General features: G+C 37.2%; 19 protein-coding genes and 3 pseudogenes. 3 read left to right on the top strand and 19 right to left on the bottom strand.

Translation table 11 applies throughout. The features are described 5' to 3' along the window. Window positions 1–215 precede the first annotated feature (215 nt). The 3 genes from AN957_RS06415 to AN957_RS06405 all read right to left on the bottom strand — a co-directional run bounded on the left by AN957_RS06415 (window position 216) and on the right by AN957_RS06405 (window position 4,273). On the bottom strand, window positions 216–1,046 hold the full coding sequence (locus AN957_RS06415) for a nucleotidyltransferase domain-containing protein (protein WP_053474722.1): 831 nt from the start codon (window positions 1,044–1,046) through the stop codon (window positions 216–218). 620 nt (window positions 1,047–1,666) lie between these two features. After that, entirely contained in the window at window positions 1,667–2,683 is a 1,017-nt protein-coding gene (locus AN957_RS06410) for a serine hydrolase domain-containing protein (RefSeq protein WP_056682926.1), read from the bottom strand. A gap of 387 nt (window positions 2,684–3,070) precedes the next feature. Then, window positions 3,071–4,273 (bottom strand): MFS transporter, encoded by a 1,203-nt coding sequence (locus AN957_RS06405; protein WP_053474720.1) that lies wholly within the window; start codon window positions 4,271–4,273, stop codon window positions 3,071–3,073. Between the two features lie 124 nt (window positions 4,274–4,397). Between AN957_RS06405 and AN957_RS06400 the strand changes: the two genes are divergently transcribed. Both AN957_RS06400 and AN957_RS06395 read left to right on the top strand, forming a co-directional pair. Further along, a complete protein-coding gene (locus AN957_RS06400; RefSeq protein WP_053474719.1) occupies window positions 4,398–5,006 on the top strand; it encodes a TetR/AcrR family transcriptional regulator in 609 nt (202 codons plus the stop codon). A gap of 154 nt (window positions 5,007–5,160) precedes the next feature. Continuing rightward, a complete protein-coding gene (locus tag AN957_RS06395) occupies window positions 5,161–5,976 on the top strand; it encodes a DMT family transporter (protein ID WP_231690022.1) in 816 nt (271 codons plus the stop codon). 83 nt (window positions 5,977–6,059) lie between these two features. On the opposite strand, the gene AN957_RS06390 is transcribed toward AN957_RS06395, so the two are convergent. The 7 genes from AN957_RS06390 to AN957_RS06355 all read right to left on the bottom strand — a co-directional run bounded on the left by AN957_RS06390 (window position 6,060) and on the right by AN957_RS06355 (window position 17,252). Beyond that, window positions 6,060–8,876: a DUF6359 domain-containing protein gene (locus AN957_RS06390; RefSeq protein ID WP_053474718.1), complete on the bottom strand. Its 2,817-nt coding sequence runs from the start codon at window positions 8,874–8,876 to the stop codon at window positions 6,060–6,062. 224 nt (window positions 8,877–9,100) lie between these two features. Beyond that, window positions 9,101–10,297, bottom strand: a complete 1,197-nt coding sequence (locus AN957_RS06385) for a M14 family zinc carboxypeptidase (RefSeq protein ID WP_053474717.1) — start codon at window positions 10,295–10,297, stop codon at window positions 9,101–9,103. A 448-nt stretch (window positions 10,298–10,745) separates the two neighbouring features. Next, window positions 10,746–11,927 carry an MFS transporter gene (locus tag AN957_RS06380; RefSeq protein WP_053474716.1) on the bottom strand — a complete coding sequence of 394 codons (1,182 nt, stop codon included), beginning with the start codon at window positions 11,925–11,927 and terminating at the stop codon, window positions 10,746–10,748. A gap of 167 nt (window positions 11,928–12,094) precedes the next feature. Further along, window positions 12,095–12,397 carry an ArsR/SmtB family transcription factor gene (locus tag AN957_RS06375; RefSeq protein ID WP_053474715.1) on the bottom strand — a complete coding sequence of 101 codons (303 nt, stop codon included), beginning with the start codon at window positions 12,395–12,397 and terminating at the stop codon, window positions 12,095–12,097. Between the two features lie 221 nt (window positions 12,398–12,618). Then, window positions 12,619–13,641: a DUF3231 family protein gene (locus tag AN957_RS06370; protein WP_053474714.1), complete on the bottom strand. Its 1,023-nt coding sequence runs from the start codon at window positions 13,639–13,641 to the stop codon at window positions 12,619–12,621. 397 nt (window positions 13,642–14,038) lie between these two features. Continuing rightward, a complete protein-coding gene (gene ltrA, locus AN957_RS06360; protein ID WP_056682923.1) occupies window positions 14,039–15,376 on the bottom strand; it encodes a group II intron reverse transcriptase/maturase in 1,338 nt (445 codons plus the stop codon). Window positions 15,377–16,058: 682 nt separating this feature from the next. Further along, window positions 16,059–17,252, bottom strand: a complete 1,194-nt coding sequence (locus AN957_RS06355) for an MFS transporter (RefSeq protein ID WP_056682920.1) — start codon at window positions 17,250–17,252, stop codon at window positions 16,059–16,061. Window positions 17,253–17,507: 255 nt separating this feature from the next. Here AN957_RS06355 and AN957_RS06350 point away from each other — a divergent pair, with 255 nt between their 5' ends. Beyond that, a complete protein-coding gene (locus tag AN957_RS06350; protein ID WP_056682917.1) occupies window positions 17,508–18,086 on the top strand; it encodes a TetR/AcrR family transcriptional regulator in 579 nt (192 codons plus the stop codon). Window positions 18,087–18,555: 469 nt separating this feature from the next. Here the strand turns inward: AN957_RS06350 and AN957_RS06345 are convergent, their stop codons facing one another. The 9 genes and pseudogenes from AN957_RS06345 to AN957_RS26690 form a co-directional block, all read right to left on the bottom strand. Next, window positions 18,556–19,524, bottom strand: coding sequence for an LCP family protein (locus tag AN957_RS06345; RefSeq protein WP_053474710.1), 969 nt, complete (start codon window positions 19,522–19,524; stop codon window positions 18,556–18,558). A 31-nt stretch (window positions 19,525–19,555) separates the two neighbouring features. Continuing rightward, entirely contained in the window at window positions 19,556–20,191 is a 636-nt protein-coding gene (locus tag AN957_RS06340; protein ID WP_053474709.1) for a DUF1232 domain-containing protein, read from the bottom strand. A 186-nt stretch (window positions 20,192–20,377) separates the two neighbouring features. Next, the gene (locus AN957_RS26700; RefSeq protein WP_075209095.1) at window positions 20,378–20,551 is read right to left on the bottom strand and encodes a twin-arginine translocase TatA/TatE family subunit; all 174 of its coding nucleotides are present in this window, start codon (window positions 20,549–20,551) and stop codon (window positions 20,378–20,380) included. A gap of 723 nt (window positions 20,552–21,274) precedes the next feature. Next, window positions 21,275–21,358, bottom strand: a pseudogene (locus AN957_RS26695) (IS3 family transposase); the annotation flags it as partial. Window positions 21,359–21,363: 5 nt separating this feature from the next. Then, a pseudogene (locus AN957_RS28400) lies at window positions 21,364–21,615 on the bottom strand (IS3 family transposase); the annotation flags it as partial. A gap of 164 nt (window positions 21,616–21,779) precedes the next feature. Beyond that, entirely contained in the window at window positions 21,780–23,258 is a 1,479-nt protein-coding gene (locus AN957_RS06335; protein WP_053474708.1) for an Lsa family ABC-F type ribosomal protection protein, read from the bottom strand. A gap of 498 nt (window positions 23,259–23,756) precedes the next feature. Further along, window positions 23,757–24,812, bottom strand: coding sequence for a Cfr family 23S rRNA (adenine(2503)-C(8))-methyltransferase (locus tag AN957_RS06330; protein ID WP_053474707.1), 1,056 nt, complete (start codon window positions 24,810–24,812; stop codon window positions 23,757–23,759). Between the two features lie 151 nt (window positions 24,813–24,963). Then, on the bottom strand, window positions 24,964–25,113 hold the full coding sequence (locus tag AN957_RS28005; protein WP_172797601.1) for a hypothetical protein: 150 nt from the start codon (window positions 25,111–25,113) through the stop codon (window positions 24,964–24,966). Window positions 25,114–25,193: 80 nt separating this feature from the next. Next, window positions 25,194–25,478: pseudogene (locus AN957_RS26690) on the bottom strand (IS4 family transposase); the annotation flags it as partial. Window positions 25,479–25,509 lie beyond the last annotated feature (31 nt).

The raw sequence follows: 25,509 nt of genomic DNA, 5'->3' as shown, positions 1-25,509 counted from the left end.
TAATCTCGTTGGAATAATCGTACAATTAATATTTCATGTCACCGGAGGGAAAGGGCTACACCAATTTGATTACGCATAATTAGCATATTATTGATCAATCACATTACGCACCTAATTAAATGTAGGGTTAAAATTTGTTGAGGGTATACCATCTTTTATTCCATTAACCATAAATAAGCGCCATTACTCAATAATGGCGCCCGATTATGGAGAGTTTATAATACTTCTATTTCAGAAATCAAATCTTTTAAGTTCTTTACGGCTTGGTTTATCTCATCAATATCTGTTGAAAGAAGAGAAACAATTTCATCGATTCGATTTTTGTAGTTAACAGGCTTGATTGGAAAATCTTGAATCATAGCTACAGCTTTCTTTTCATTGATACAATACATTTCATTTTTCGCAAAGAGAACTTGATTCAAACAAGACATACTTCGAAAGCAATGACCCATCACATATGAAATATCATCTTTGTTAGCATTAGCTTCCATAAACATAAGAGAAAATGAAGCTTCAAAAGAAAAATATTGAATCATCGCTTCTTTTAATTTCTCAGGATAGGGTTCCGTTTTCTTTTTTAATTCATTTAGCGTGCCTTTGGGATCAGATAATACTTTACAAACTGCTAATTCTCCCATATACATCGCATTCAAATAACCGTGTGGGTGCCCAGTTTGATAATGAATGGACACATTCCCCGATCGACAGTCATCAATGATTTTACTTACTCGCTTGATATCACGAAATAGAAAATCCACTTGGTGTCCACGTACAACTAACCAACCACCACCGTTTACCCACTCGCCCCATTCACCTAAGGAGGTGATTAATTGATCTTTTTTTTCATCATTGAGATTTAATGCCACATTCTCGATATCATTGATATTAAAGCCTTTTGATTCATCATAGTAAATACCGATATCGATATCAGAATCCGGTCTGTGCGTTCCTTTCGCTCTAGAGCCTCCTAAAACGACTCCAACAACTCCAGGCAGTCCTTCTAATTCTTCTTTTATGTCTTGAATGATATTATCAATAGCTGCCATTATGTTTCACTCCGATCTTATTCAATAAAATGGCCCTCAAATAAAAAACGAGTGCTTATTCTTGTTCCAGGATAGCACCTTTAATTGAATAAACATAACACAATCAACCTGTTTTAATTCCAAGCTTAATTGATAAATCCATTTGTTCTTTAAATACACCAGTCCCATTAATTGTTAGTAAAGTATCTCTTACATCTTGTTCAAATGACTCTACATTATTTCCCAGATAATGCTTAGATCCATACGATGTTGAATATAAATTTCCAAGTATGATTCAATTGTCCAATTAACTTCGTAAATACCTACAATTTTATTGTACCAATCGGAAAACCTGGTTGTTAACTGTCCTGTGCACACCTTAGATCAAGAAGCTTCTGTTGACCGTTTAGAGAAAACCTATTCACCAAAAATCTCACAAGTGAAGATGGATACATAGGTCTAGACTTCGAATAATACCTAGAAGCTCCTCTAAATAAGTCATTTCCATATTTGTTCAATTAATCTCACCCGTATTAGGCTAGGCATAGCCTTCTAAAAAGATCGCTCCTGTTTGCGTAACAAAAAATTCATTTATGATCGTAAGAAAAGGAGCTATTGGTAGCCCCTTTTCCGATTTTACATTATAAAATTACTTTTTCAATTCCTTTAATCATGTCATAAGCTCCATCAGTTTCATTTGAGCAAACCACAATGGTAAGATGTGTATCAGGATAATGCACAGATCGAAAGTTTACCCCAGGATCATAGCCCATTAAGATATACTTCACAACACCATTTTGATTCGTTTCCATATATACTCCATAGCCATAATAAATATCTTCTACAACCTCCGTATGAGGCGTCAATAAAGTCAGAGTCATTTCTTTCGTTAACAGCTGATGATTCATTAATGCATCCCAAAAAATAATCATATCTTTTGCAGTCACATAGGCTCCCCCATCAGATGCAGGTTTTGCTGGGAGTGAATAGACATTTGTTTTCCAGCCACCATTGGGCTTTTCAATATAACCCAGAGCGACTCTCTCAGGCAATTCATCCATTTCAAAATATCCAGAATCAACCATCCCAGCCTTCTGAAAGATAAATTGCTCGATATAATCACTAAAGATGAGTCCACTAACATGTTCAACAATAAGACCTAAGACTATATAGCCCGAATTATTATAGTGAAAAGAACTACCAACTTCTGCTTTCATTTTTCTATTTTGAAACAATGGCAAGAAATCGTGCAACTTACGGATACGGTACATGGGTGTAGACACCCAAAGTTCTTCATAATCATCCATCTCATCTTCATCAAAATAATCTGGTATTCCAGATGTATGAGTGAGTAAGTGGTGGATCGTCACCCCTTCTTCAAAATGAGGAAAGTCGATATCCAGGCACTCTTCTACTTTCGTATCAAAAGAAATCTTTCCTTCCTCAACCAGTTGGCAAATCGCAATGGATGTGAAGATTTTACAGCCAGAAGCAATTGCATATCGAGTGGTTGTTTGATTTTTGATTTTTTCGGAACGATTAGCAAATCCATAACTTCCCGTTAAAACATTCTCTCTTGATTTTGTATAAAATGTTCCAGAAAATCGAATGCCCTCTTGTACTTTACCTATTCTATTCATTGCATCATTATGATTCATTTAAAGGCCTCCTAAATGTCCTTTTTACAAGTTTTTATTTTACAGATTGGAAAAATAAGAAAAAAGTACATTTAGTTAGACTCTTCACATTTGATAACAGATCATACGCTCATCTCCTTTTATAAAAGGTAGCATAATTCCAAAAATTTTAAAAATAACAAGAAGGTGAAAATTAAAATATTTATATATCCGAAATGATATGTTTTTACTTAAAGTTACTTGAACAAACAAAAAGGCAATTTGATAAAAGAAATTGGAGTACTGAACAATGAAGTGCTTGGGTGGATAACTTTTCGTTTTGTAAAGGTAAATAAGATTAGTGATACAAAAATACTATATACAGTTACGTATGATTTATAATTCATTTTCTTTGCAAATGGATTTTCACTACTTTCGTGGAAAACCGTGTCTCTTTGCACTCCACGCAATAATCAAAGCAACAAGCAGCAAAATCAATAGCACTCCTGGAAATGACTGTACACCAACAATCTCTAACAAAGCACCACCGGCAATGCCTCCACCAGCAATTGCTAAATTCCATACAGTGGTATTAATAGGCATTACGACATCAACACCTTCTTCACCGCTTGCATCTGCAAGCGCGGTTTGCAACAGGGTGGCAGCACCTCCGAAAGTAAGTCCCCATAAAGCCACTGCCGAATAAACGATGGATTCCAATGCGGCTCCCACCCATAGTACGGAGGCTACCAGCGCAAAGCCAAGCAGACTAACCAGTACAAGCAGTCGCAACATACGGTCTACCAACAGACCAACAATCCAGATGGAGACAAGCGCAGTTAATCCAAAAACCAGCAAGACTAGATCGACATTTCCTTCGAGTCCGGAAGGCTCAAGAAACGGCGAAATATATGTATATAAAATATTGTGTGCCAACATCCAAGTGAGCACTACCATGAGAATCGGACGTATGCCGGGCAAAACAAACACCTGACCAACTGTCATTCTTTGCTCTGCAGATTGTCCAGGATAATCCGGCACCTTCCAGAGCACCCATACAATTAAAACAAGAGTCAGAAGAGACATGAGTCCGAATACGGCACGCCAACCGATTAAGTCACCGAGCAAGGTACCGACTGGCACTCCGAATGTAAGAGCAATCGGCGTTCCTACCATCGCAACAGCTAAAGCACGCCCTCTTAAGACATCCGGTACCATACGCCGTGCATAACCGGCGATCATTCCCCAAGCAGCGCCAGCAGCCACACCGGCAAAAAATCGCGCGAGAAGTGTTAAAGCATAGCTGGTCGACAAGGCTGTAATTGTGTTGAAAACTAAGAATCCCACAATAATGGAGATAAGCAGCGGACGTCGTCTATACCCGCTAGTAAACATTGCAAATGGAATTGCTGCTACAAGTGAGCCAATAGCATAAAGGGTAACTAGTTGCCCTGCCATCGCTTTGGTAACATGCAGCCCTTCTCCGATTAACGGTAGTAACCCAGCTGGGATCGTTTCTGTAAGAATACAGATAAATCCTGTCATTGCAAGTGCTAGAAGTGCGAACCAAGGAAGTCGTGCAGGGGTGTTAGCAGATTGAACCATACCCGTAGATGATGAAAAGTGAGACAAATTAGTTTCCTCCTTAAGATGAGTTGATTTATGGAACGTTCATTCCATATATTAAATTCAACCACATCCACTTGTCTAGGACTTCTGGAATGATTAATATATAATTAATAAAGGAGGTCATCTTATGCCACGAACTGGACGCCCCCGCGAATTCAATCGTGACGAGGCGGTAGTTGCCGCAATGCTTCTATTCTGGGAACACGGCTTTGAATCCACTTCACTTGCTCAGTTGCGCACTGCGATGGGAGGTATATCTCCCGCAAGTTTTTACGCTGCGTTCGAGTCCAAGGAAGCACTGTTTCGCGAAGCGATACAACAGTATATCTCTACTTACGGAAAGGTTTCGGAAAGTTTCTGCGATACGAGGATGACATCGAAAGCAGCCATCGAGCTGGGATTAAGGCGATCTGCAAGGATGCAGACAGAGAGGTCACACCCTCTAGGCTGTCTTTTGGTTTTGTCCGCTGTAAACTGTTCTCCTGAGCAACAACACATTCGAGATATGCTCGCCAAGGAGCGAGAAAAGGTTCACGATTGGATTAATAATTGTATAGAACGGGCCGTAGCAAATGGAGAGTTGCCTGATTCTACGGATATCCACATGCTGGTAACCTTATTTGAAACATTTCTTCGAGGAATTTCGACACAAGCTCAGGACGGTGTTCCATACGAGATAATTGATGCTGCCATTACTCAATTGATGAGCATATGGGATTCATTATCTGCTAGCTAAGCCAAGGGTTTAGAGGATAATTGAAGAAATTATACTAAATGACGGGCAACTTAGTTTAAAACAAAAAGTTTCATTAAAAATGTATTATAAATGATAACTTTTCGATAGAATATACCCTCGTATTTTGAAAAAAATTATATATGAGGGTACTTATTTGTTTTTACTCTTAACTGTTCAATTTTTTGGAAAAGATCGTTCTCAAGTTTTGGGTGTCTGGAAAAATAGAAGGACAGCTGTTCAACTGATTATTTTCGGATTACTCGGCATGCTTGCGGTTCAATACACGTATATGGCATCTATTAAATATGGCAATGCTGCTGTTGCAACACTATTACAATACTTAGCACCTGTAATGATTATCATTTACTTAATTTTACGTAAACAAGCTGTACTAACACGACAAGATTTGTTAACTGTTACGCTTGCTTTAGGAGGCTGCTTTTTCTTATTAACAAACGGTTCAATCTCCAGCTTATCTGTGCCGACACTTGCAATCGTTTGGGGTGTTTTATCTGGACTAGCTTTAGCATTTTACACCTTATATGCAGTTCCTCTCCTTGCGCAATACGATTCCCTTGTCATTGTTGGCTGGGCTATGATGATCGGTGGTTTTACATTAAGTTTTATCCATCCACCTTGGCAAATGGACTTTACAAACTTAACAGTAGAAGCCTATTTTTACTTAGTCTTCGTTATAATATTCGGTACAATGCTTGCATTCTGGTTTTATATAGAAAGCTTACAAAGTCTTTTACCTAAAGAAACAAGCCTTTTAGGCAGTTTAGAACCATTAGCAGCTGTTTTAACAACAGTCTTTTGGCTAAAAGAACCTTTTGGATTTTTTCAATGGGTTGGTACAGCCTGTATCATTGGGATGATATTATTATTGGCTTTGAATAAAAAGTCTTCTTCAAATACTAAGCAATCACAAAAAAATAAAAAGCCTTTCAGAATTAATCTTTTGTTATAAAAACGACCTTCATATGAGAAGGTCGTTTTTTGATTAAACTTAATTTATTTGATTGACAATTTGTCTCTTTGCCGTTATTTTTCCTAAAGACTTAATCTCAGAAGCGGTGAATGATTCTCTTTAGGAGCAAAAGGGGAAGGAATCTCTTCTCCTTTCGAATTTGTAAATTTAATAGAGGAAGGATCAGCCTTTTTGTCCAATGTCCATAGCATTATATTCTCTGCCCCTCTAATTTCCTTTACCTTATTCGTTTCAATTAGAACTTCCTTAATTTCTGTTCCAGTAAGATCAACAACCGTACCTTTTTGTGCAGAGCTTATAACAACTCTTGTTTTCTTTAAGCCTTCCCCTTTAAGGGTAGCTGATTTTTTAAGCCAAATTCCTTCGGTGATTGTTGAAGTTTTATCCATAATAATTAACGTATTGTCCTGACCGATGACAAGTTTTTTTGCTTCGAAATTGACAAGATCGTACACTTTGTCATATTTCGGCTCTTCTGGCTTAACCGGATCCTTTAGAATCGTTTGAATTAATACAGGATCATGGTCGCTTGCACGGCCATGTTCTTCCATAAAGCCGGAATTAATATGAACAATATCCACTTCAGTTGAAGCTGCTAAATTATTCGATACTAAAATATGATCTAAAACCTGTGCATTCCCTTGGTAGTTATAAGTATAACGCTCTTCAGCTGAAACTTTTTCTATCATATTTGTTAATTCTTGTCCTTTTAATGCTTTCAATGGATTAGAAAATTCAAAATCATTAAAGTCACCGAGCAATACAATATTTGCATTCGGGTCCTTTGATTGAATATCCTTGACAAAATTGTTTACAGCCGCAGAAATTTCCATCCGCTGTTTTTCACTATTTAAAACTGGAGGCTGAGTTTTTCCAAACAGAGGAAGATCCCCGCCTTTAGAGTTAAAATGGTTTGCAACAACAATGACATTTTCCCCTTTGAATTCAAACTGTGCTGCAAGCGGTTTGCGGCTTGAATTGAAAGCTGAATTCGCAGGGTCAATACGGCCTGGATTAAGTGTAAGCTTGCCATTCTCATATCCGACTGCTTCAGTTGGAGAGCCTTTTATACCATCCATTAATGATACTCGTTCAGGATTGTATAGGAAGCCAACGCGAATATTTCCACCTGGCTGTCCGCCATCTAATTTATCTACTGGAGCAATATCTGTATAAACATATGTTGGGCCGCCTAAAGACACTATTTTTGCGATTAATTTCGCCGCACTTTGGCTGGCATCAGTCGTTCCGCTGTCCGTTGGCCCATCATTATCCTGAACCTCTGTCAAGCCAATAATATCTGGCTGTTTCATATTCGTCACAATAGCTTCTGCTAGTCTAGTAACCTTTGAATCATCCGTTTTCGTTGAAAAGTTTTCTACATTGTATGATGCTATAGTCAGTTTTTCATCTTCCGGTACGATTGCTGTTGTTTCGCGTTCATTTGCCCCATGCACCAGCGGTGGCAATTTTTCTTTATCACTGAGGATTTTATAATTGCTGTAGCCATAGCTTACAACCCCCTGAATAGATCCATTGAAGCGATCCCCCATTTTAGCAACAAATGATTGATCATTAATATCAATTGTCATTCTTTCTGGGTTAAAATCCGTTTCTGTAATGCGTAATCCACCCGCTTTTGTATTTGTGGGAATATTCTCGGGAACAACGATAATTTCTCCATATTTCTGCGGTGCTACAACCTTAGGATTGTTAATCCGTACGAGCATTCCCTCAAGGCTCTCAAAAAAGTCAACGCCATCCTCCTCAGGATCAAAAGAAGTAAAACCATCGTTGTCGATCACTTCAAAAGGCGGCATACGATCTGCTCCGATTACAACAGGAGCAGGCAGTTCTTGATTGCTTTCAATCATTTGAATATTAGTTGCATTAATTTCAGTGACTGGGAGGTCCGTCTGCAGTTTTTCAGCATACCCTTCCAATACCCATTCTTTCACCTGACCACTAGCTTTTACAACATCTCCCACTTTTACATTATGGGATTTTTTATAAACTAAAATACCTTCAGAAGTGTTTGGGTCGTCATCCGGCTGCCTGTCTTGCATATAAAAATTGCTTCCATCAACTACATAAGTAACGATTCCCTCAATACCTGCCACTTTCTGATCTGCGTATGGAGAATAATGGCCGGCACCCTGAATATCATGAATACGGATAGTATCCTCCTGTTGGATGATATAATCATATTCAGTTACTTCACTGTCTGTTAGACCAGCTTTCACGGCAATCGCTTTAATAGTAACTGGAGCATTTATTTCGATCGGCTCAGTGTAAAGTGTGCTGAATTTAGCAGGCTCAGACCCATCCAAAGTAAAATAGATTTCTGCATCTTTAGTAGCTGTCGCTAATTCAACTTTTGTACCTTTAAAAACCGCACCTCCACCTGGGGAAGCAGTAACAGCTTGAACCTTATCAGGATCCGTGTCCTCGACAAATGAATAAGAAGTAGGGCTTTTCAAACCTGGAACAGCAAAGTAAGCTGCCAAAGTACCAGAAATAGTAATTTTCTTTCCTAAGTTCTCTGGGTGATCTGCTAGATTTAATGCCGTTCTAATAGAACCTGTTGGCAGCTGAACAGGCAAAATTTTTGTTGCATCTGTTTCATCTGCTGAATCTGCAATGGCAATATTGGTGGTAACTGTAAATGGTCCACTATGCTGATATTTGGGACCATTATTTGTGACACCAACAATGTACCCTTCAACCGTGGCCGAACCACTATTATTGGCAATTGCCTCCGCAACTGTAATTGTTGCCGCCGCTCTTGATGTATTCTCAAGGAACGGATTAAACAGGCTAAAAATCATTGTAAAAATCAGAATAAGGCTGAATGTCTTTTTCTGAGGTCTACCTCTCATTTGAACTCCTCCAGATTCTATTAAATTATTTATTCCTTCTTCTCATTTAGTTAAGCACGCCTCTATTATCTTCACAATTATATTTTTGTAAATTTTATATGAAATACCAAAAATAAGAAAAAGAGACTAGTCACTTTATAGGTTTAACTACTCAAATATGTACACAAAATGAAAGCCGCCAATTGACTGAATCTTCAATTGGCGGGCTTATGAACAACTATTTTTTACAGTCCTCCTGGAGTTCTAACGCTTAACGGAATGTTTTCATATTCTTCTGGGTTTAATTGGTAAATAGATCTATCTGTCACACTATTGATAATACCCATGAGGCCTGTTTCAACTGTTTTTACAAGCTGACCTCTCTTCTTTTGGCCGAAGTTTTGCGTTTGCCCGCTTACTTCGAAGAGAACGGCTCCGCTTCCATTTAAAGCAAATGCTCCTAAAGCTGTACCTGGCAAGTCGATAGTTTGGTCATACAACGAAATATTTGTAAATACAGAATTACCCTTTTCCTGAAGTGCATTATATAGGGCGAGATTTAATTGCCTTGAAAAATCATAATTATAGTTTTCTGCGTATTCAGCATATTTTTCCCCGCCAGGGCTGTTTGGATGCTTGACGAACTTTCCTGAAATTGACATTGTTACACGATCATCCGTCCCCTCTACATATGGAAATCCTTGATGGTGAAGATCAATGAAGACGTCTACTTTTCCGAATTGTTCCTTTAAATCCTTATATACATCTCTAAGTGTTTGCGCTTCAGGTGTAATATACCAGCCGTATTTATTCGATGCTCCAGGAAAATCTTCAGGCTTTGGAACATAGTTTAAGTCTGGATTAAAGTCTCGGTTCACATCAAATCCCGGGTTGAGATCATAATTATAACTTCCTGGATAATTGTAATAATTCCAGGAAGGCTGGACATTTGCTAACTGAGGAAATTTCGCAACTACCTCCGCCCAATCCATGTCATTCGCACGGCGGTCAAGCTCGGAGCCATCAGCATTCATCATTGGAATAACGACGATCGTTAATTCATCCAAAATCTTTTTCGCTTCTTTTGAATTACTTGATCCAAGATTTTGCAAAATATTTAATAGCGCAACCGTTCCTGTTTTTTCATTTCCATGAATCTCACTCTCGATTAATACAACCTTGTCGCCATGGCCAACTGTTACCTTATAGATGTCACGCCCTAAATTTGTTTTACCAGCGGATTCGACCTTTACCTTCCCTTGACTCGATTTCTGAATCTGCTCTAATTTTCTTCCTAGCTCTTCATAGCTAATGAATCCTTCAATTGATAAGTTTTCCCCTTGTTGCGGACTTGGCCCTGGTTCAGCAAAACCAACATTAGGTGCAGCCAATAACGATGCAGCTAAAGCCGTTGAACTTAAAACCTTCCAAAGCTTATTCATTCTCCATTCCTCCACCCTTTTATAAGTAAAATCCTTGAAATATTTCTATAATATATCCCCATTTCCTCTTACTTTTTTGAAAATGAATATTAAAGACTAAACAACGAAAAAACAGCTCAGTAACTAAGTATTCGTTATTTTCAGAATTTTTACAAATGCTGGTTCCGTTGAACTATTTCTAGTTACGAAAATTTTAGCTTACGAAAGATGAGGAAGAAATTGTAATGATATAATAGAAGAATAGAAAAGATTAATTCCTAAAAAACGGAAAGGATGAAGAAAGACACTTTCCTTATTTCAGGAAAGCGTCCGATTGCTGAATATTAATCCTTTTTTATTTTATTTTTAATTCTTCAACTAAGAACCGTATATTTATTATGAAATCTTTCTACCTCAATGAAAAGTCTTTACTCCGTTCAATGACTAAAGGTAACCTATTTGATCTGAATTACTGGATCATTTCTTTTAAATTCGATGATTTATGTTTAGAATTTGTACTGGAAGCTATCAAAGAAGCAACAATAGCGATTGCAACCCCCAATGCCCCAATCCAGGTAATGGAATCCAGTGATACCTTCTCTACAAAAATACCTCCTATTCCTGCACCTACAGCCATAGCTAATTGCATCATTGACTGATTAATGCCAAGCAATACACCCGATAATTCTGGTTCTATTGTAGCTAAGTGATATTGTTGCGTCGGGCCTGTAGACCATGCTGCAAACGACCATAATATTAGAATGACCAATACTCCGATATAGGAGTGGGTTACGATTGACAGCATAATCAGCATGATGATATGTAATGCCATTCCACCAATCAGTGTAAAGGACACTCCCCACCGATCGGTGCTATATCCCCCGAACTTTGACCCTACCAAACTTGCTATTCCAAATATAAGTAAAACTCCACTAAGCAGCTTGTCACTTATCCCTGAAATCGTAAGGAGGTATGGTGATAGATAAGTATAAGCAATAGAATATCCTCCTAGCCAGAAAAAAGTGATAGATAATCCAATTGCAACTTTTCGTTTCCTAAAAAGGGAAAATTGTTTAGATAAAGGCACGGGCTTATCCCCTTCTGTATGTGGAAGAATAAAGTATAAAACCAACATTGCTAGTAATCCCAATAAGGCAATTCCACCAAATACAGATTTCCAGCCAAATGCTTCTGCTGTCATTCTTCCAATGGGAACACCAATAATTAGAGAAGCAGTAAATCCCATGACTACAGTAGCGATTGCACTACCCTGTTTACCTTCTGGTGCAATCTTGGATGCGATGGCTAATGAAGTTACAACAACTATACCTGCTCCTAATGCCATAATTACCCGAGCTACAATAAACCAGCCATAGCCAGGCAGGGCATACGCTAGGATATTTCCTATAACAAACAGAAAGAGTGAATACATCATTAACTTGCGTCTATCCATACTTGCTGTCAATGCCATAAGAATTGGTGTGAAAATAGCATAAACAAGGGAAAAGATCGTAATTAACTGGCCCGCAGCAGCTAAAGTTATCCCAAGTGTATGAGCAATATTATCTAAAATACCGGAAATAATGTACTCTGAGGTTCCTACTAAAAAGCTGATAATTGCTAAAATATAAATTCTCCAAGTGTTAGACATAATAGTTAACTCCTTAATATATTTACATATCGAGAAATATAGATTTGTTTATTTTAAAAATAGACAAATCGCAATATGTCGATTTGTATGTCGTAAAAATAAACATCAAGAGATGTTTATTTTTTATGAAATATTAAATTCAATTCTCCTTAAAGTCGGTTTCATTATCATATTTCTTTTTTAAGAATGTCAGCAATTTTTTCAACGGCATTCTCATCTCTTTTGTAGTAAGTATACTTTCCTATTCGTTCAGCCTTAATAAGACCAGCTTTTAAAAGTATGGTGAGATATTGGGAAGCAGTCGATTGTGTCATTTTCAATTTATCTGTTATTTGACTAACACATACCCCTGTTGTGTTCATATCAATCCCTTCATGGGGTATAAAATGACGATCAGGCTCCTTCAGCCATTGCAAAATTTGCAACCTTGATTCATTTGATAGAGCTTTGAAGATTTCAATTGGTTCCATGAGGTTTATTATATCGTTATTTTCCGATATGTCAATATATTTGATTCTTGATCAATATTTTCTATGTAGTTTCGAGTATTCCCTTTTCTTATAGACCCATCCTGCCCATTTCTTGAATACTCACAACTTCGAATGTTCCCTTTACACTCGTTTACTCCACAAAAATCTTTATATTCGTTCAACATTCTGGTATAAAAAGCATGAGAAGCAGCAATCCAATGTTAATTATCTTTATCTACTGCACTTGGTGGGTGTTCAAACCAGCCTTTCTCAATCATAATTTTTGCTGCATCTTGAACAAAATTTGCATTTCTCATTAACGCATTACTATGCTTTAGTGCTATATCATGTCTTCCATTGACAGCTGCTGCATTTCCAAAGGATCTAATTTTAATTGTAAACATATCCATCTTATGAAATAGCATTAACTTATCAGAAAAAGGAGAAAAAGTAGATGATGTTACTAAGTCATTAAGAGAAGATGGGTAAGGCAAATTTTCATTCTCTAACATTTTCATATCTTTTTCAATATTTTTTTGGGTAATGTCTTTTCCTCTTTCAAATAACTTGCGAATCTCTTCATCCTTTACTACTTGGGCAAATGCTGTAATTAGTGCCTTGCTCGTTGTATTATTTTCAATAATATCGTAAAGATGGGTAATTTCTAATGCATGCATTGGTCGTACATGCCCGAAGTATCCATTTAAAAAATCATTATGAACAAATTTCACTTTTTCAGGAACTGGTATTAATGGAGGCTTAATGATTAGCCCTTTATACATTAATATCTCTTTAATTTGACCCATTAAATCCATAGTTGAATCCATACAGTATCTGAAAAATTGTTCTACATCTTTCCTAAATACAAGTGGAAAAGCAACGTTATAAATACTCATTCCTGCTTTTGCCGTATATTTTAAATAATGGACATAAAATTCATCTTGAAATAAACGAGGTGCATGTATATTTACGTCAGCATCAGAAAAACCATGAGGAATAGGGAAGTTCTCTTTTGTGAAAATTCCGGTAATTATTTTCAAAAATTCTTCACTTAATAATAATGCATTTTCCAATAAAGTTTTAATATCTTCATCTTCAACATGTTGCAGATAATAACTCAATATGCATTTCCCCATACTGTTTCCCATATAGGTAGCCCAAAGTTTACCCAATTCTGTCGATGTTAGTTTTTCTGTATTGTTTGTTTTATCTGTACTTAAATTAATTGGTTTAATCTTTTGCATGATACAACCTTCATTCCTTTTTTTTCATAGTATTTCCTCCCCATTCGATTACATGTACTAAGATCTTTAGGTGTTTTGAAAAAAGTTTTGAGGGCAATATGATGTAGGCTGCGGTGGATTTTCCAGTAGGAGTAGGAGTAGAAGCAGGATCATTCAAGCAAAATTTTACTAAATGCTTCGATTGTTTAAGTAAATTTCTCCACAAACACCATACTATCATTACATAAGAATTCAATTTTCCTTGAAATTCATCCTCCATTAAATGACCCTTTTCATGAAGAAAGACGCTTTCCTTATTTCAGAAGTCGAGTAGAAGGGAGCCTTTCTACCTTGCGGTAAATTGGACTCCACCCCCCTCACAGAACCGTGCTTGCACTATTAATGCACACGGCTCCTCCTAGTTATCGTTTACAGAATAGCTAATCTCTTTTCTTAAATCATATATATTCACTTTAATTCTTGGTGAAGGTAGTGGATATTTATTAAGAAATAGACTGAATTTATCCCATGTAAAGGATTTCCTTTGACTTCTTCTATTGAGCCATTTAAACAGTAAGTTTTCGATTTTGTCTTTGAAGTTGTTAACATTTTGGGTATTATCAGTGATGCAATAATAGTTGTAATAACCTATTAGTGAACGCTTAAATCTATCCATAAGCATATGAATATCTTTATTTCTATTATTCTTCAGCCATTCTTTCGTTTCTCTTAGTTTGCCTTGGACTTTCTTCCTGCTTGATTTCCGTTTCACTCGAAAGTTTCCTTGTTTACTTTTCCCACAATAGTGTGTGAAACCAAGGAAATCAAAGGTTGCTGGTTTACTCCTCCCCTGTTGATTTGCATTTTTCTCCGCAAACCTCCCGAAGGGAATAATTTTGGTTTTATCCTCAGCTATTTCTAAATTGAATTTCTTTAATCTCAACTTTAATGAATGGAAGAATTGCTGAGCTTCACTTTTATATTGAAAACAACAAACAAAATCATCTGCATATCTCACTATGTAGGCTTGTCCATTGCACTGCTTCCTAACCTTTTTCTCAAACCATAGGTCGAGGACATAATGGAGATATACATTGGCTAATACCGGAGATATTACTCCACCTTGCGGTGTGCCATTGTCTGTCTTATATTTCTTACCTTCCTCCATGTACCCACTTTTAAGAAACCTACCAATTATCCTTAGTAGGTTAGGGTCAGCGATTCGCAGTTTTAAGAACTCCATCATCCATATGTGGTCAACGTTGTCGAAGAATCCTTTAATATCTACATCTACTACATAATTTACTGACCTCTTTTCAATATAATGGTTCAGTATTTTTAAAGCATCGTGGCAGTTACGGTTTGGGCGGAATCCAAAGGAACAGTCTAGAAAGTCATTTTCATAAATGGTATTTAGTATCTTTGTAATGCCTTTTTGAACAATTTTATCTTCATGTTCTGGTATTCCCAATGGTCTTTTCTTGTTGGAATTGAGCTTTGGAATATACATTCTCCTTACTGGAACAGGACGATAGCTTTTGCTTTTAAGCCTACTTACTAAATCCTCTATGTTTTCTTCTAAACTTTCACCGTATTGCTCTTTAGTTGTACCGTTAATCCCAGCTGCCTTCTTATTGGGTAGTTCAAGATGACATTGAACTAATGCTTCCTTATTTAATAGATGAGCAAGAGATGTAAATTTCATTTTAGGATCAGATTTTGCTAATTCTGCTATCCTTAGTAGTTTTGTTTCCATTTATTATACCTACCTCTGTGTGTAGTAAATGTGTCCCTAGTAAGGGTGATAACTGGTAGCTAGCCTTTCCTCCATCGGCATTACCCAACTTCATTGGTACTACGCTGCTATCCGACTCCCTACATCGGCATTTGGTTTCCTTGCTTATTATCGCTTGTTGACCATACTCTTCTAAAAAAGAAAAGACCGGTAGGGTCTCCCGAGTTGCCGTATCATATCAATGTATAACGTGCCAAGGTCTCTGACTCCAGAGAGGTTTTACCCTTCTTGCCTTTAACGAAAGATAAAATGTAGCTTTCTGCTGCGCTTAGGGCATCAGCCCTCTCGATTTACTAACATTATGGAGCTCAATCCCTTCAACCATTTGGCTTTCGGCCCGCTATCTAACTGTCTACGCTTAAAGACTAAAGTTACCTTTATTCCTCCAAGACTCGCTACGAGCGAATGGCTAGTTCTTACTCGACGGGAATCCCACCCGCTATATGATACGACCTAGGCTCGGCCGCACAAGCACCCTTTAGTTGAATAACGATTTAATATAGCTTGGACATATAATATTGATCTTTTAATTTATAAATAAAAGCCGTACATACATAGCAACTGAAACTTATTTATTAGCTAAAAAGCAGCCAGGCATCTCTCCCGACAACTAATACATCACTTAAAGAATACTATCATAGAATTACTTCTTCTCTGTGGAAAAATATAGGATGGCAACGATTGGGAAAGCAATTCCAATCCATAATGCAGTATTCCATCCTCCCACGGCGTATGCCCATCCCCCAATTGCGGATCCGATTGCACCACCAAAAAAGAAAATAGCCATGAATAGCCCATTCAGACGACTGCGAATTTCCGGACTCAATGAGAAAAGCGCGCGTTGTCCGAACACAAGATTTGCGGATACTCCAGCGTCCAATAATAACGATGAAACGACGAGAACAGCTATTCCGATGGGTGAGCTAGTTTGGACAATAAGCGGCAACAAAAGAGAAATAACGACAATAAGAAGAGCTATTCCTGTTGCAGGTCTTGTCAAGCCGCGGTCGGCTAGTCGACCTGCCAGGGGCGCGGCTACTGCACCTGCAACTCCAACAAGCGCGAACACCGCAATGCCTTTCTGAGAAAAATGAAAGGCAGGGCTTGATAACAGTTGTGGAACTGTTGTCCAAAATAAGCTAAAGGACGCAAACACACATGCATGATAGGCTGCCCGACGGCGTAATATCGGGGTTGTTCGCAGCAAGTGCCACATAGAACTGAGTAATACTGCATAGTTTGTGTCCGTGGAAGGCTTTCTTGTAGGTAACACCTTCAAAAGTACGATAGCCAAAATAAAAACAGCTATGGCAGACATAGCGAATACAGCATGCCAGCCAAAAAAGTCAGCTGCCAAGCTAGACAAAGGACGTGAGAGCATGATGCCAAGTAACAAACCGCTCATGACATTGCCGACAACACGACCGCGTGAAGAATCGGTTGCAAGATATGACGCAAAAGGTACGAGTACTTGCGTAGCCACTGAACCTAAACCGATTACAAATGAAGCAGCTAAGAACAGCATAGCTTGTTTCGACACTGCAGTAATTGCTAGGGCAACTGCTGTAAAAAGTAAAGATAGGACAATCAGTCTTCGATTTTCAACAATATCTCCCAAAGGCACAATAAATAGCAATCCGACTACGTAACCGATCTGCGTTAACGTGACAATGAAACCAGAACCGCTTGCTGACAGCCCGATTGTTGAGCTGATTGCCCCGACTATAGGCTGAGCATAGTAAAGATTAGCTACAATGATACCGCATGCGGTAGCCAGAAGGATTGTTAACCACGTAGGGATGTTTTTCTCGATTGTCTGTTTTTTTATATCATTCATTTCGAACAACTCCTTTTAATAATGCTCTACATTTAGTAACTTCATTAGTTCACACAATTTCAATGTCATGTGGATTACTCCACATGTAAGTTTTTCTCTCCTTTCAAATACTGAACGTTTAGTATATTAAATTGATAACAATATAATATACTGAACGTATGGTTTTGTAAATAGGTGATTCAACTTTCTTTTTTTGTATATTATTGGTATACTGAACGTACAGTTTATTATTTTTTGAAGAAAGGTGATATTACGATGAATGGTAAAAGAGGCAGGCCACGTAATGTAGAAGCTCAAAAGTCAATCCTTTCTGCGTCTTATAAGTTATTGTTGGAAAATGGCTTTCAAGCTGTCACAGTTGATAAAATTGCTGATTGTGCCAAAGTTAGCAAAGCCACGATTTATAAATGGTGGCCAAACAAGGCTGCTGTGGTGATGGATGGTTTCCTTTATGCCGCCTCGGAAAGATTGCCCATGCCTAATACGGGTTCGGCATATAATGATATACTTATTCACGCCACGAATTTAACTCGGTTTTTGACAAGTCGAGAGGGGACCGTTATTACGCAGTTATTAGGCGAAGGACAGTTTGATTCAGGTTTGGCAGAGGCCTATCGGGATCGATATTTCCGTCCCCGCCGACTTGAAGCAAGGAGTCTTTTAGAGAAAGGGGTTCAACGCGGAGAATTGAAAAAAAGTCTCGATATTGACATATGCATTGATTTAATTTATGGACCAATTTTCTATCGTTTGCTTGTGACAGGCGAAACGCTGGACGAATCCTATGTGCAACAATTAGTAATAAACGCTTTTGAAGGAATCCGTTCTACCTGAGCCGTAAATTTGATTCGTCTTAAGAGGATCTAATATGTCTCCGTTTTCATCATCTCAGGGTGCGGTTCAACTATAAAGAGAAAAATCCATCCCGCCCTGATCGTTACGATCCTGTTTTCTAACCTATTATATCCAATCTAGTTACCCAGTTTTGATCCATTAAATAGCCCTTAACATACAGAAAGAGCACGATTCCTGCTACAGAATTGCGCCCTTTCGTAAAAGGGCCAGACGATTCTCTCAATCTTGCCCGTATTTAGATAAAACAGGATAAATCCAATCATACAGCTGACTCCCTGCTTTAGTATAAAATTCTGGGCTCCATATTAGCGGGTACCCTGGTAGCTGTACATAAAAAGAAGTCTTAAGATACTGAATGTACAAGTAATGGATAAGACTAATTTATCTAGTCTTTTCAAGTGTGAATTTCCAATGCTGTCGTTCTCCTAATAAGCCGATAAATCTTTACTCATGCTTCTTCACTTTCTAATGAAAACTGCACTGGCTCCTTGCTTTGATCCCCCTTTAAAAAGGAGTGAATCGCCTCTTTATTCTTCACAAAATCAATATTCAGTGCCAGCCCTACTCCCTCATATCTTTCATTGGAAAAAGAATTCTCTATTGGGATAGTCAGTGTTTCAAGTGTTTCAGGCGGGTGCAAAGTAACGCTTTGCATAATATTGAAAAGTTCTCCAGTCTGGAGATTTGTATGGATATAAGACTGTGCTGCCCCGATCAGCTTTGGTAGCTTTGCAACACCATTTACGCTTAAAAGCTCACTCTTTAGGGCATTGATGACTTGCTGCTGGCGCCTGACTCGTCCAAAATCGGCTTCTGCGTCCTTGCGGAAACGGGCATATCCCAGTAATTCCTTCCCATTCAGCCTTTGCAAACCTGGCTCCAGGGAGACGCCGATATTGGCGGACATCTTTTTCTCAACATCGATCTGAATGCCATCAGGCGCAAGGGCATCTACCATTTTTTCAAAGCCTGTAAAGTCGATCAGGGCATAATATTCAATATCCAAGTCAAAGTCCTGCTTTAAGGTTTCGCGTAGTAATTCTGGGCCGCCTAGATAAAAGGCAGTATTGATTTTATAATTCTTATATCCAGGAATTTCTGTGTAAATATCCCGCATGACGGAGATGACCTTAGCCGTTCCTTCCTTCGGATCATATTGTGCGACCATGATGGAGTCAGTCCGGGATCTTCCCTCATCCGGCCGTTCGTCGACTCCCATCAACAGTACATTAATCTTATCGAGATTTTTCTCCCCGTTAAACTCATATTCCTTGTGCTGCTCTTCAGGGTCTGCCATGCTTACCCCCTCTTGATACTGGAAGGTTAAATACCCGGCTGCGGCCACAAGTACCAGAAGAAACGCTGCTGATATTTTACAAAACCTGCTTCTTCTTTTATAAGATTTTTGTCTGCTCATATTCGTTCCAATCCTTTATTTAATCATCTATTCATTTTTTTAGAGGCAGTCCATTCATCACCCAATTGATTACTAGTGCATCGTCAATATACCCGACAGCAAATAAATAATCTGGGATACAGTCAACCGCCGCTATAAAGTAGAGGAGGGCGCCCCCCATCAGGGTTAGCTCCATCTTCGAGCCACTTTTCTGGGAAAAGCTCTCGTACATTTTTTTTAAATATTGAATAATGGGCCCAATACTCCCCACTTTTTCAACTTTCTTCTCAAACTTGTTGAGAATGGTTTCTGCACCTTCCTCTGTTTGAGAAAATTGTTCATACTTTTCTAATTCCTTTTTTACATCTTCCAGCCGGAACTCTTTATCAACTAAATCAATGGATTCAAGGATGACTTGAATATCGCTAATTGAATCATTCCGGTACGATTGCTTTCGATCAACCAGATACCCTGCAGCCTCATACAAATCGATAATTGGAACGCCAAGATGGACTGCAAACTGCTGTAAATGCTCCGGGGTCGCTTTTCGCTTCCCATTGATGATTTTTGAGATGATGGCTGTATCGATCCCCGTTATCTGGCTTAATTTCCTCATGGATAAAGACCGTTCCTTCAGCAAGCCCTTTAGGCGCAAGCCAATTTCGTTACTTTTATTTTCCATACTCATTTTCCTTTCTAACTTAGTAACTCCTAGCAGGACTGCTACAACCGGCCGACAAGGGGAATTGATGATGGACCACCGCCATTCCCCAATATTCTGGACCGAAATAACTTATGAAACTATCTCATTGTCTCCTGTCCTCACTAACCTGTACATAAGTACCAATAATCATGGTTAATTCAAAAATTAAGTTTATTTCTCCTTTTTATCCTCAATATCTTCTGTTATCTCTTTCGTTGCTTTTTTAAATTCTTGTAAAGATTTCCCAAATGATCTGCCGATTTCCGGAAGCTTATTAGGACCAAATACGATAAGTGCTACAGTTAGAATTAATATTAAACCAGGTACACCTATATTTGATAACATTAGATCCTCTCCTATTTCTTGAAAGTCTTACATCCTTTTAGTCATGAACCTTTACTTAGTTAAACCTTAAAGTTTATCAGTAAAATTAAACTTCATATTTGTAGTTAATTCGTTTGACTGCAATAGCATCAACTTTATAACCAATTGGAATAATGTATATGAAATAACTTCACCAGTAAAAATAAAATAGATTAAAAGGTTACAAAGATATCAAACAAAGGGGCTGTTCTTTTCTCAACTTCAATGGTAAAGCCAGCCGTTTGTTTTTAAAAAGGTCAAAAATATGAACTTTTAAATGATCGGTAAATCTTTTAAATGTTATGTATGAGCTTTACGTTTCTCCATTGATGATCCATGAAATTGCAGCGAGCAATGTCATTATCATTAACCCCCAAGTTATCGCATTTATAAAGTACATTCTTCTGCAAATTCTTCCATAACACACCAAGTTTATTAACTACTATTCCTTAAGATACGTGCGACTACTTCCCTTCTGCTTTAGTTTGAAGTTGGCTCTTTTTGTTCGCAAAATTTGTTGTAAATCTCCAACTTAATAATTAAAATATAATTTTATATTGACGATTTGTCAACATCGTCAACGAAAAACTGTAACTATAGTTGAATAAAAAGCGATACTTCGTTATTGAAGTATCGCGCCCGGTCGTAATATAAGGTCAGCCAGTTTTTAAACAGTACCCGTTGTAAAGGACATTTTGAAAAAGGTTATGCCACGTTAAGAAGATGATTTCTGAATTCAACAGGGGTCATCTTCTTTAAATTCCATTGATATCTGAAATTGTTATAGTATTATGCTCTCTTTTAGTTGGTCTTCCTGAATTATCTTTAGATGTACTCGAAGTCCTAATACTCCTGATTCATTATAAACAGCACGCCATCTATAAGCAGCTCTATTTACCCTAACCTAACGATACCAATGATATCGATATCAAAACCATTTTCCTCAAAAATTTGTCGTGGTGATTTCCCATACTCACTTTCAGCTATAAAAATCCTTTTAAAATCATCAGTTAAGTTATTCCTTTTGAACTTACAGATTTGACATAATGCTTCTTGAATACAAAAAACATCTATCTACGCTTGAAGGCGAGATAGATGTTTTAGCAAAGCATATTAAAGAGTGTGAGATTATTCGATCAATCCCCAGCATCTTTGAAAAATAAAACTAAACAATCCAAAACTTTCCAAACATTCGATTCATCAAATTCAACTACATAGATATCATTTTTGTTGCAACTGTCTGCTGAAATGCCTGATCATGCTCAACAAAAACCATTGTGGGATTAAAACTTTGAATAAGCTCTTCAATCTGCATGCGCGAATAAATATCAATAAAATTTAACGGTTCATCCCAAATATATAAATGAGCTTTTTCACATAAACTTTTGGCTATAAGCAGCTTTTTCTTTTGTCCACCAGAATAATGAGATATATCTTTCTCAAATTGAATTCGGTCAAAATCCATCTTGCGTAGAATGGATTTAAATAACGTTTCATCAATCTCATGCAATTCAATAAAGTCCGATAACAGTCCCTTCAAATGAGAAGTATCTTGTTGGACATAGGAGATAATGAGGCCTGAACCTAAATTAATTGTGCCTGTATGCTGTATGGGATTTCCTAGAATTAGTTTTAGAATACTACTTTTTCCGCTTCCGTTCTTTCCATCAAGTACAATTCGGTCACCATGTTCAACGTTAAAGCTAATTGGCTTATTTACTACTTGGTCATCGTACTTAACAGCCACATCAGCCAAAACAATCAATTCATTTGACTGAAATTCCAATGGCTCTAATTTTAATGACTCGGTTTTTTCCATATTTTTTAGCAGTTTTGACTTTTCCTCAATCGCTTTTTGTTGCCTTGATTCAAGGTTCTTTGCTCTCTTCATCATCTTTGCCGCTTTATGTCCTACAAAACCCTTGTCCAGCTTAGAACCCGAATTTGTTGTCCCATTTTTAGATGCTTCTACTTGACTAGACCAACCAGCTGATCGCTTTGAAGATTGTTTTAATCTCCCAATGTCTTTTTGCAAACGCTGATTTGTTGCCTCTTCGTGTTCTTGTTGTCTATCAAAATTTAGCTTCCAAGAAGAATAGTTGCCACTTTGCACTTCAATATTTGCTCTATTTATAGATAAAATATGGTCCACACATCCATCTAAAAAGATTCTGTCATGTGAAATTAAAATAAACCCTTTTTTCTTACGTAGATACTCAGAGACCACCTTTCGAGCATCAGTGTCTAGATGATTGGTTGGCTCATCAATCAATAGAAATTGACCCTCATTCAAAAAAAGTGCAGCAAGCAGCACCTTTGTTTGTTCTCCATTTGATAATGTATTAAATGGTCGGTACATAACCTCAGCATCAACATTTAGATAGGATATTTCACGGAGAAACTCCCAATCTTCTGCTTGGGGACAAATTTCTTCTAAGATTTCATGTGTATACTTGTTTTTATCCGAAACTGGATAAGGGAAATAATTAAATTCTACCGATGAAATGATATTCCCACTATACTCATAATTACCTAATAATAAATTAAAAAATGTAGTCTTCCCTCGTCCATTTCTACCGATAAATCCAAGTTTCCAATCCGTATCTATTTGAAAGTTTACACCTTCAAAAATATTGTCAAAGCTACCTGGGTAAGAAAAAGTTAAGTCTTGAACTTTTATCATTGACATATAAATTCCTCCTTTGTATATCAACACGTATTACTTTTTATACAAAGTCGGTCCACCCATCTATTTAAATAACTCCGTATAAGTTTGATGGATAATAACGACTTATACGGAGTATTACATGCGTAACAATCGTGTCTGAGCTCACTTTATCTCTCCTTTACTCATTAGAAGATAGGTAAATATATGAAAAATATACTTCATATCTGCGAGAGAATCAAAAATCCTCCCCATTTTTAATTGGAAGGATTAGTCATACACTCATATTTAATAAGGCATCAACTGACTTATAAAAAAATGAATAGACTAATCCTATATTTTAAAGTACGAACGTATTCGTTTTTAATAGAATATAGATTAGTTAATCATCATTCATCCATCAGCCCTTTCATATTTTCACTTTAATAGTAACTATTTTTATATGAAATACAATAATTGCAATGTATTCCTTTAACCTCCATTAGGAGGCCTCCTACTTTGTAAACATTACTTTCCCTCAAATTACTGCTTGTCGCTCTTTTGATAATTTGCATACAACTGACCACAAGCAGCATCTATATCAATTCCAAATTGACTTCTAATAGTCACATTGAGCCCTGATGATTTTAATTCTTTATAAAAATTAACAACACGACTTTCGTCCACTTCATCAAACCATAAAGGAGAACGAACGGTATGGTTATATCTAATTAAATTTACATGATATAGACTCCCAGCTTTATATCGGCCTTTTAAAAGACTTACTACTCCTTTAGCATGATCAATTGAATCATTTACACCAGGCAGCATAATATAAGCGATGTAAACTTTTCTGGAAGTAACTCGTATATGCTCATCTAATATATCCAACACATCTAGTAATGGATATCGATTATTAATTGGCATCAACTTACTTCGTTGCTCATTAAAAGGAGAATGTAGCGAAAACGTCAAGTTAACTTGCGGATAATTCTGAGTCATTTTTTTGATGCTTGGTATAATACCAATAGTAGAAATCGTTAGCCTACGAGGGCTTAAAGCAAACAGCGTAGGATCAGTGAGTACATCTATGGCATCGAAAACTTGTACATTGGCTAATGCTTCTCCCATCCCCATAAAAGAAATACTATCAATGGAATGACCTTGTAAGTGAAAATAGAGAATTTGGTCAGTAATTTCATCTGATGTCAAATTCCTTTTTAATCCAATGTCACCTGTTGCACAAAATTTACACCCAAAACTACAACCGCACTGAGAAGATATACAAAATGATTCCCACCCAGCTTTATATTTCATATTAACCGTTTCTACTTTTTCATTTCCCGAAATTTCAAATAAGACTTTAGTGACTTGCTCAGAATGTTGTTCCTTTAAAGGGATAACATCTAAAATAGACTCCCCAAATTCTTTAACCAAAATTCCCCTTAACGATTTTGGAAGTACATTCATTTCATTGTATTTATCTATTCTTTCTTTAAAAATAGCATTCAATATTTGTTTCATTCTAAAATTAGGGCATTTATGTTCCCTTAAGAATTCTTCTATTCTTCTATATTTATTCATTTGTCTTAATTGCATGTTTCTCACCTTCCATATGACTCTCTAATCTTTTGTGAGTAAATAGAAGGGAGTTTATCTATCCTTTAAGTTAAAGAAGAATACAAAAAGCACCGATCAAATTATCGGTGCTAGACATTAATAGCAAATTGTACACAAATAAATAAGTTATTTATTTGTATTTTGTCATAGATGCAATGCTCCGATAACTGTTTTTTATATGGTTGTATAGCATAAAAAAGGACAGACTGCTCCCTTTATGTGCTAATTCATCACCAATTTTTGCATTTTTCCCAAACAAAATTCTAAAAACAGTTAACATCGCTTGCACCTCCCTTTGTCAAATTTATCATTGAGTAATTTAACATAAAAGTAAGTATATGTAAAGTATAATTCGAGAATAGAGATTACGTGTGCAGAAAGTGAGTGATTTGAACAGAGTTTTTGTGTGAGTAGAGAAGTAAAGACTTCTCGAAGAAATACGACAGCTGCCGAATTAAAGCGTTGATTCAGTCCTTCTGAGCTCATAAGTACCCCAGTGGAAGCTTCTAACTGACTGCACAATTGTGTAAGTGATGTGCTAGCAATTTCTTGACTGAGACATATGCTAAGGGCAATGAGTTCGTTTGCTTGATATTTACTAGATCGATTTACAAAGCCAACTTGTCTGGCGATGTCTTGTAGAATTTATTACCTCCCTAACTAACTCATTACATAA

The organism is Cytobacillus solani (assembly GCF_001420595.1).
In the GTDB taxonomy this organism is placed as follows: Bacteria; Bacillota; Bacilli; order Bacillales; family Cytobacillaceae; genus Cytobacillus; species Cytobacillus solani.
The sequence above is the reverse complement of the archived record's forward strand: the minus strand, read 5'-3'. Positions and strand labels throughout refer to the sequence as shown.